General features: G+C 67.7%; 4 protein-coding genes and 2 pseudogenes. 5 read left to right on the top strand and 1 reads right to left on the bottom strand.

Translation table 11 applies throughout. The features are described from left to right. Positions 1–110: 110 nt before the first annotated feature. From CEF10_RS16450 to CEF10_RS16425, 5 genes and pseudogenes are all read left to right on the top strand, one after another. A complete protein-coding gene (locus CEF10_RS16450) occupies positions 111–614 on the top strand; it encodes a transposase (RefSeq protein ID WP_232796556.1) in 504 nt (167 codons plus the stop codon). A gap of 218 nt (positions 615–832) precedes the next feature. Beyond that, positions 833–1,512: pseudogene (locus CEF10_RS17480) on the top strand (IS5 family transposase); the annotation flags it as partial. A 173-nt stretch (positions 1,513–1,685) separates the two neighbouring features. Then, positions 1,686–2,435 (top strand): hypothetical protein, encoded by a 750-nt coding sequence (locus tag CEF10_RS16435; protein WP_101069253.1) that lies wholly within the window; start codon positions 1,686–1,688, stop codon positions 2,433–2,435. Beyond that, on the top strand, positions 2,432–6,115 hold the full coding sequence (locus CEF10_RS16430) for a hypothetical protein (RefSeq protein WP_101069252.1): 3,684 nt from the start codon (positions 2,432–2,434) through the stop codon (positions 6,113–6,115). Before CEF10_RS16435 ends, CEF10_RS16430 begins: the two co-directional genes overlap by 4 nt. Continuing rightward, positions 6,115–7,668 carry a hypothetical protein gene (locus CEF10_RS16425; protein WP_198586226.1) on the top strand — a complete coding sequence of 518 codons (1,554 nt, stop codon included), beginning with the start codon at positions 6,115–6,117 and terminating at the stop codon, positions 7,666–7,668. The genes CEF10_RS16430 and CEF10_RS16425 overlap by 1 nt, the downstream gene beginning before the upstream one ends. 187 nt (positions 7,669–7,855) lie before the next feature. Here CEF10_RS16425 and tnpC read toward each other — a convergent pair. Then, a pseudogene (gene tnpC, locus CEF10_RS16420) lies at positions 7,856–9,092 on the bottom strand (IS66 family transposase); the annotation flags it as partial. Positions 9,093–9,251 lie beyond the last annotated feature (159 nt).

The raw sequence follows: 9,251 nt of genomic DNA, 5'->3' as shown, positions 1-9,251 counted from the left end.
GCGCTCGCGGAACTCGGCCGTGTATGTCGGGGTGTGCTTCTTCTTCGATTCCATAACGGTCATCCTCTGAGAGTTTTACCCTCTCGGAAACCCGGGGCGGTTCAGATCCGGTGCTGCGCGCAGTTGCTGATGGCTTCATTGCCGCCCATGCTACGCTTTCTCAGGCGGCAGACGACCTGGACAAAGCCGTGAAAAGGAAGGCTAAGTCCCATCCTGTCGCGCGCCGCCTGATGACCATCCCCGGCGTTGGCCCGGTCAATGCGCTCAGCTTCATTGCCCTCGTCGATGATCCGAAGCGATTTAGCCGGACATCGGATGTAGGCGCTTTCCTCGGGTTGACACCAAAACGGCATCAGTCCGGCGAGATCGACTGGTCGAGACGGGTCTCGAAATGCGGCGACAGCGCAATGCGTGGTCTGCTGTTCGAGGCGGCGTCCTGCGTGATCTGTCAGGTCAAACGCTTCTCGCCCCTCAAAAGCGGGGCCGTGCGCCTGGCCGGGCGGCGCGGGTTCCGCAAGGCGGCGGTCGCCACCGCCCGCAAGATCGCCGTGCTGATGGTGACGCTGTGGAAGAGCGAAACCGACTACCAATGGACAAATGAGGCCAGCGCCTGACCTGAGTTCCCGCCCCGGAAGCGGGGAGCGCAGTCCCGACGGGACGGAGGGCGATCGATCTCACTGTAGAGTATGGGCTGGCCAGGCGCCACACCCCGCTCAAGACATTGGAGACGATCCGCCGCCGGAAACCATCATGAGGCGCTCAATGCGACCTTGCAGAGAATCATGACCCCGGACGGACAAGCCGCTCACCCGCTTGACAAGGCCGCAATCAGAGAACGCTCTACAATCGCTGGATCAGGTGGAGCCGGATGGGTGTGTTCGCCCGGATCATGGAGGGCCTCGCCGCCGAGCAGGCGGATTGCCGGACCATCATGATCGATGCGACCTATCTGAAGGCGCACCGCACGGCCTCGAGCCGGCAGGCTCAAAAGGGGGGGCGCGGACGCCTGATTGGTCGGACGAAAGGTGGCATGAACACCAAGCTTCATGCCGTCACCGACCGCGAGGGCCGCCCCGTCCGCCTCTTCGTGACCGCCGGCCAGGTCAGCGACTACAAGGGGGCGCTCGCGCTACAGAGCCAGTTGCCTCATGCAAACTGGCTGATCGCCGACCGCGGCTACGACGCCGACTGGTTCCGAGACGCCTTGCAGGACAAGGGAATTCGACCCTGCATCCTGCGCACAGGACCCATAAACTTGCTTGAGGCACCGGGGTCGGCGTGATTCAAGCTCCCACACAGCGGGACATGATGAGCGAGCACTTCTGGCTGACCGAGGAGCAGATGGAGCGGCTGCGACCGTTCTTCCTGAAGTCCCGCGACAAGCCTCTCCGATACGACAAGCGGCGATACAAGCGCCGCAACCGCATCGAGATCATGTTCGGCAGGCTCAAGGATTGGCGACGTGTGGCAACACGCTATGATCGCTGCCCCAAGGTCTTCCTCTCCGCCATCGACCGTGAAACGTTTGGCGGGCATCCGGAGCGGGAGGTGGCTCATCTCCAGCGCCGCGGTCACGCGCCCATTTCTCTGCCGATTCCGAAAACACCCCCGATGATTGATCTGGGGCAAATCATTGCCCGGCCCGATGGGGCAAGGTGCTGGCGCGGTTCGGCAATGGGGGCAGGATGAGCAGGAAAGGGATCGCGCTGGCGATGCAGCGTGGCGTGGCCTTCACGGTCGTTGTCTTGTCGCTCGTGGGTTTCGCGGTGTCCGGCGTGGCGGGGGCGGCGGGGCTGCTGCTGGCGGTTGTCGTCTACGCGTGGTTCCCCACCCCCGAGGACCGGCTGGACGGATGGCGCTACGACCGGCTTCCGGCGGTCATCATGCCCGACTGGCTGGGCTTCATTGCCGGGGGCGTGCTGATCGCCCTGCCAGTCTGGGGCGCCGGCGGGGCCGGTTTGCATGTTTCGGCGTGGTTGACCTGGCCAATGGCCGCGGTGTTCCTCGTGCTGCCGGTGATCGGCTGGAGCTACGCCTGTTTCCAGGTGCGGATCGGCGAGACCGGGCTGCATGTCGAGGACGGATGGGGCCAGGACGAGATCCCCTTTGCGGAAATCGAACGGATCGTTCCGTGGCGCCGGGGCCCGGCACGCTGGCTTCGGTGGGCGGCACCGGTCGCGTTGTTCGCCGGTCAGCCCGGCTCGGCCGGCGCGATGATGCTGGCGCGCGACAGCACGGGCTTCGCGATCCTCCGACGCGACGGGCGACGGTTGCCCGTGCCGGCAAGCGCCTTCGACCGGGGCGCGCGGGCGATCCTGACCGCCTGCGCGCGCCATGGCGTGCCGGTCGCCGGGGGGCTGTCGCGCTACGCGCCGGATCTCCGGCGAATGCAGGACGATGCGCATGCCAAGGACGCGGGGGAGACGCACGCATGAAACGAGTCATTTGCCATGTCCGTGCCTGGCTGGTCGTTGGGCTTCTGGCCATCGGGGCGGCGCCGGGGGCGGCCGACGAGTGGACGGCCCACACGCTGGGCAATGTCGAGTTCGCGGTGCCGGCGGACTGGGAGGTCGTGCAACATCGGCGTGGAAGCAAATATTTCATCGAAAGCCCGGACCACCAGTTTACTCTCTTTGTGCAATGGTGGGCGCCGGACGCGCCTTCGGAAGGCCCCTCGGGGATTGTCCGGCAAGAGGCGCGGCGGATCGCCGGCCAGCGGGCGGAATTCACGCATTTCGATTTTGACGCCACCGGCCGCCTTCTCGAAATCGCTTTCCCGGAAAGGAATGCCAAGGGCGAACGGTTCCTTTTCCAGCTGTGGTCGACCCCTATGGGCGGGCCGGTCGTCCCGCTCGCCGAACACAAGCGGATGCTCGACGCGCTCCTCTCGCGCCTCGTTTATGACGGCGTGCCGGCCACGACCGGTGGGGGCGGGATGGCGACGGGGACCGGCGGCGAAGTCTATCACGACGCGCAGGGCGGCTTCAGCCTGTCGCTGCCTCCCGGCTGGTCGGCGACGGCCGTCGACACGTCGTGGCTACGACAGGTCGTTTTCGCGCCCGCGGATCGTCGGCGGCTGGTTCTCGTTGCCTCGGTGCGGGGCGATACGCCCGACGCCGCGAAGGCGCGGCAGACGGCGTTCGTCGACGTGATCTTCCGCGACGTGTTCGATCCCGGTTTCATCGAGGACGAAGTCCATACCCGGATCGACGGGCGTGCCGTTCACGCCGTGGCGTATTCTGCGAAGGTCGACACCGTCAACGGCATTCGCTTGCCCTATGACCGGGCACGGACCTGGATTTACCTGATCGGTGAGGGCGCGCACCGCCTCGTCGCGGTCACCATCGACGAGCAGCCCCGAACAGAGGACACCGGGCCGCGGTTGACGGCGCAGATGGTACGCACGATCCGCTTCGGGGCCGATGCCGAGGCCCCCGCCCGGGCGGTGCCGACCATGTCGTGGCGGGCGGACGGTGACCCAGTTACCGCCGGGCTGGACAGCAAGCGTGCCGTCCGCAACGGCCCGCCGCGTGCCACCGCGTTCCGGTTGAGCCGGCCCATGCGCCTTGACAGGATCACGACCTTTCACTGGAACAACGGCCGGGGCGCCGCGCCGGGCACGATCGCGCTGCGCGACGACAAGGGCCGCGTCCACGGCCCGTGGCCGGCGCGGGGCCGGGCGGGGCAGGGTGGCGTGACGGACGCCTACTGGGACGCCACGCCGCACCGGGTGCTGCCGGCCGGGAAATACACGATCCTGGATTCCGATCGGCGAACCTGGGCAACGAATGCGGACGTGGACAACCGCGGTATCTTCGAGGTGGCATTGCAACCCGTCCGCAAAGTCGCGCGCCCGGATGCCAGCGATACCGCGGAAAAATCCCGCGCCGGAAAAGACGCCGGGACCGAGCGGGCGACATCTCCCACACGGGCCCCGTCGCGTTCGGCGCAGGCCGAGCCTCCTGCGGCCGAACTGCCGGCGCCGGGCGCGGGCGATCACCCGGCGTCGGTCCCGACACTCGATCCCGCGCAAAGCGGCGCGGAGTCCGCGCCGCCGCAAGAGCCGGGCGCGCGCCCCGACGCGGCCCCGCCGGCCGCGCGCGTGATCTTCGACGGGCAGAGCCTGAAGGGCGTGGTGCCCTTCGCCTTCAACGGCGTTGATTTCGAAACCGCGGCGACGCTGTCCGACGGGGCGTTGCAGTTGGGTTTCCCGCGCGGCCTGGGATGGGCGAAGCTGGGCATCGCCACCCCGGATGCGGCCGTCGAGGTCCCCCGCGCGGGCGCCGAAACCGCCCTGCGGATCACTGCCACGATCGACGCCGACGCCAGCACCGGCGTCACGCTGGCGCTGGCGCCGCACGGGGCCGCGTCCGAAAACCCGTCGGAGGTCAGCGGGCTGCGGGTGAAGCTGGAGAACCTCGGCGGCACCCGCGGCAAGGTGACGGTCAGGACGAAGGCGCCGAACGAAACCCTGCGCGGGCGCTTCCGCTGGCCCGCGGGCGAGACGCGGTTCCATGTCGTCCTGCGGCCGGACAAGGTGCTGGAGGTGCGGCGCGACGACGGCGCCCAGCTGGCCCGGCTGCCGCTGCCCAAGGACATGCGCGGGCAGGCGTTGGCGTTGCAGGCCTACCTGCAGGTCAACGGCAAGAACGACGCGGGGCGGTTGACCCTGCGCCGCGTGGCCGTGGAGCGCGTGGCCCTCGATCCGCCGCCCGATCTCGGCACCCGCGTGACCGCGCCGCGGTCGGTGGCGTTGTTCGACGGCAAGGCGCTGGCGCCGGTCTGGGCGCCGGCCACGCAGAAGCCGGAGCGGTTCCACCGCTTCGCGCGCATCGCGCACGACGGGCTGCGCATCGAATGGGACGCCGAGGACGACCAGTCATGGCACGGCATCGCCATGCCCGAGGCCGCGATCTGGCTCGACCGGCTGCACGGCACGGGCGAGACGCGGATCGAGATCGACCTCGACGGCGCGGCGACCGAAGGCGTCGGGATCGGGCTGCAGGGGCACCGCGTGCGACTCGGCAACCGGATGTCGAACGGCGCCTACAAGCTGGAGCTGACGCGGGCGGCCGACGGCAGCTACACCGCGCTGAGCGCGCTCCGCGCGGCCGAGGACGAAGGCCTCCGCTCGACCGGCCTGGCGGCGATCCCCGACCGGATCACGCTGGTGCTCACGGCGGCAGGCGTGCGGGTCGAGGGCAAGGGCATGCCCCCGGGAACGCTGGACTTCCCGCAGGCGCGGCCGGGGGCAGGGCTGCGGATGCAGGTGCGCGCCCTGCCCACGCCCGAGGACACGGCGGCGCTGACGCTGCGCGGGGTTCGGCTTGACCATCATTCCGGGCCGCTGCCGCCGGCACGCCGGCCCGCGCCGGGGATCACGCCGCTGCCAAGAACGGTCCTGTTCGACGGCCGGGCCGGGCGTGGCTGGATCCGGCAGCCGACCGACGGCACCCACGAAGGGGCGAGCTTCGCTGCGGGACGCGACGGCCTTACCCTGACCCGGCAGGAGGACGGGGACCGGATCGCGCTGGTCAGCGCCGCGCCGGTGGCCGTGCTCGACGACCGGCTGGCGCGCACCGCCCACGAGGTCGCGCTCGACCTCGACCCGGCGCCCGGGCTGGCGGCGCGGATCTGGCTGCACGCGGACCCGGAGCGCTATGCAAAGTCGGCGCTGGCGGCGCTGACGCTGCGGCGTCCGGCCGAGGGGCCGCGCGCCGGCGCGCTCGAGATCCGGTTCCACACCGGGAACTTCCATTACGGCACCTGGCGGCGCGTCATCGCGGCGCGTGATCTGCCGCGGGACTGGGACGGCACCGTGCGGCTGCGGCTGCGCGAGGGGCGGATCACGGCCCTTCTGGGCGAGACGCCCGTCATCCACGCCCTGAACCGCAAGATCGAACGGGGCCGCCGGTATCACCTGACCCTCACGCCCGGCGGCCCCGAAAGGGACGCGGGGCAGGTGACCCTGCGCCGGGTCACGGCGGGCTGGGTCACGCCCGACGGGATGACCGCGCTCGACCGCGCATTCCTTGTCGACACTCAGGATTTCGACCCCGACCGGTTCCTCGACCTTCTGGCCGGACCGGCCCGAGACGCAAAGGCACAGCCATGATGTTACCCACCAAGCGATCCCTGCTCTGGCCCCTCGTCGCCGCGCTGGTCTTCGCGGCCACTCCGCCCGGCGCACAGGAAGGCGATGACCTGTTGGACCTGTTCGAAGCGCTTCCCGAGCAGCCCTCCGTTCGCGAAGGGACATACGACATCGATCGCAACAAGAGGCCGGACTACTGGAACGCTTGGCTCGACAGGTTCGAGGAGCGGGCCGGGACTTTATGGGAACAAGGCTATCCCAAGCCTCAAGAGACGAACTTGCTCCACTACAACAGCACGACATTGCAACACCTTGAAATGAAGTTGAGCAAGATTGACGACCCTTGCGAGCAGGCCGTCCTCGCCAAGCTTTATTTGGATGCAAACCAGGACGACGTCATGCCGGCCGCCAAGCTGGGGCTGGACATCCTGACGACCATTGTAGTGCCTAACCACTTTGACATCTCGAAAGGAGCAAAGGACCTTCTTGTTGACCCGACAAAGGGCTTGTCCGAGTTGAAGGTCGCCTCGAAGGTACACAACGCGGTGAACATCGGGCAAGCTTTGAACGCTTTTGCGCGTGGCGAAATGGAAGGACAGAAAGCAGCGCAACTCGGGCGGTGGGCATTGAACGTCTACGAGAAGGCCCGCTCGGAAGCTTGGGATCCAGGGCGGATCAAGCAGGAACGCAAAGAACGTCTTGCGCGGAATGAGGAACTCCAAAATGAAATCCAGGCGTTACTTGCCGAAATGGACGAGCGGGCTCGCAAACATGAAAAGCAGTACGAAGCGCGTATCGAAGAGATCGATCGACAACTGGATAAGGACCTGCAGGCAATAAGGGCGGGCCGGGCCGCGAGCGACGAGGAAAAGCGCCGCCTCGAAAGACTGCGGGATCCGGATTTTGTCGTACCGGGAACCTTGGGATATCAGCCCGGCGTCGACGTCAAGGGACGCCCCTCGATCGAAGAGATGCGGCAACGGTACCTCGCCGACGCACAGAACCAATATGAACGCGCGCGCGCCGGCGCGGAACTTCTTGCCCAGTCGCTTCGCATGAAGGAAATGGCAAGCCTCGAAGTGGAACTGCGCATCCTCGGCAAGCAAATCCAGGAAAAGATGGCCAAGCGCTTGGGGCAAATGGCGCGCATGCACGCAGAGGAGCAAGCACTCAAGGAATTTTCCGCCCCGGTCCTGGCCGGCGATTGCGAAAAGTTGCGCGACGGATATGTCGACCCGGTCTCGACCGTGGCGAGGCTGCCGTACGGCAAGCTGAACATCTTTCTCGACCACATCGGCGCGCGCCCGTCCGGGTCCTTCTACGACTGCCTGTGCCGCGAGGCGCGGTATGGCAGCCCGCAAACGCGCCAATTCTTCCATCCGGGCAGCCTGGAGGATTCCTCGCCCGCCTGCGAACGGCCCGGCCCGCCCTGCGTGGTTGCCGGCTGGGGGTGCGGTCGGCACCCGCTGCCATCGGGTGCCGGGATCTGGCAGACCTGTGCCGAGCGCACCGGAGAGGGGATACCCGACGCAATCGAGGCCGCGGTCGAAGCACGTGGGGCGGAAGGGCCATAGCGTGCGGTGGCCGGGGCCGTGTGCGGTGCCTGGCCGGGGACCGTGACGCCGGATCCCGGGTTCTCGGGCGTGCGGCGGCCCCGTCCAAGTCAATGGGTGGGGAAACCCTCCGGCGGACGAGGCGCGTCGGCGCCGGTATCGGCCGTCCCGAACCCTTCGTAAGCGCCAGCTGGGCCCTACGGTCTTTTCAGCTTGACGGCTGGAAGTTCCAGGGTAGCGGGTCGTCGATCCGGCTTTTCGGATGGCCGGTGGCGATCGCCTCGAGGGTGGCCTTGAGGTAGGCGAAGGGCTCGAGGTTGTTCAACTTGGCGGTCTCGATCAGCGACGCGATGCGGCCCCAGGCCTTGCCGCCCTCGTCGTGACCGGCGAACAAGGCGTTTTTCCGGTTCAGTGCGATCGGGCGGATCAGGTTTTCCACGCTGTTGGAGTCGATCTCGACGCGGCCGTCATGGAGGAAGGTCTGCAGGCCATCCCAGTGGCGATGGACATAGGCCAGCTTCTCGCCGAGCCGGGATTTCGCCGACACGCGCAGTCGCTGCTCCTGCAGCCAGTCGCCGAACGCTGCAACCAGCTCAGCCGTTCGTGCGTGTCTGGCGGAGAGCCTTTGTCCGGGGGCGCAGCCGCGGATGTCAGCCTCGACCTTGTAGAACTCGGCGATGCGGCGCAGGCCCTCGGCGGTGATCGTCAAGCCGCAGGCGTGCCTCCGGCACGACGCCGTCGCGGTCGAAGACCTCCTTGAGCTTGCGCCGGGCGTGGGCCCAGCAGTGGGCCACACGGATCGGCTCGCCACCCGTGCGGGAGGGACGTGTCAGGCGGTTGTAGCCCTGGTAGCCGTCGAGCTGGAGTATACCGTCAAAGCCGGCCAGGAAGGTTTCGGCGTTCCTCCCACCCCGGCCAGGCGCGTAGGAGAACACCACCCCCGGCGGGTCATTGCCGCCCCAACCTCGTTCATCGCGCGCCAGGGCCCAGAGGTAGCCGGTCGTCGTGTCGAAGACGCGCCTCCGTCGCGATGTCCGCCCCCGCCCGGGATCGAGGACCGGCGCGCTGGTCTCGTCCATGAACAGATGTTCGGAGCTCTTCAGATGTTCGGCCAGCCGGTCGACGACGGGCCGCAGGTGGAAGCCCGCTACGCCCACCCAGTCGGCGAGCGTGCCGCGGTCGATGCTGACGCCTGACCGCGCGAGCATCTGGCTCTGCCTATACAACGGCAGATGATCCGCGTACTTTCTGACGAGGACGTGGGCGATGGTGCCCTCGGTGGGTAGCCCACCCTCGATCAGCGCCGCAGGCGCGGGCGCCTGGATGACGCCGTCGGTGCAGGTGCGGCAGGCATACCGCGGACGCACGGTGACGAGCACGCGCAGTTGTGCGGGCACAATGTCAAGCCGCTCGGTGCGATCCTCGCCGATCTTGTGCATGTCGCCGCAGCCGCGTCGCCATTGTCGCTCGGACCATGTATGATGGTGTGGATACGCCCTCCCGCAACCGCCGGGTCTCGTCGATACTGTCGGGGCAGACGGCAGAGGAGGTAGACCATGGAAACGGCATCCATCATCGCCATCGATCTGGCGAAGAACGTATTT

The organism is Roseovarius salinarum (assembly GCF_002834145.1).
GTDB lineage: Bacteria > Pseudomonadota > Alphaproteobacteria > Rhodobacterales > Rhodobacteraceae > Roseovarius > Roseovarius salinarum.
This window is presented reverse-complemented; position numbering and strand designations above follow the sequence as displayed.

Bases quoted from the DNA above. Each gene is read 5' to 3' on its own strand.
- CEF10_RS16435 (WP_101069253.1), top strand. From the start codon at position 1,686: ATGAGCAGGAAAGGGATCGCGCTGGCGATGCAGCGTGGCGTGGCCTTC.
- CEF10_RS16430 (WP_101069252.1), top strand. From the start codon at position 2,432: ATGAAACGAGTCATTTGCCATGTCCGTGCCTGGCTGGTCGTTGGGCTT.
- CEF10_RS16425 (WP_198586226.1), top strand. From the start codon at position 6,115: ATGTTACCCACCAAGCGATCCCTGCTCTGGCCCCTCGTCGCCGCGCTG.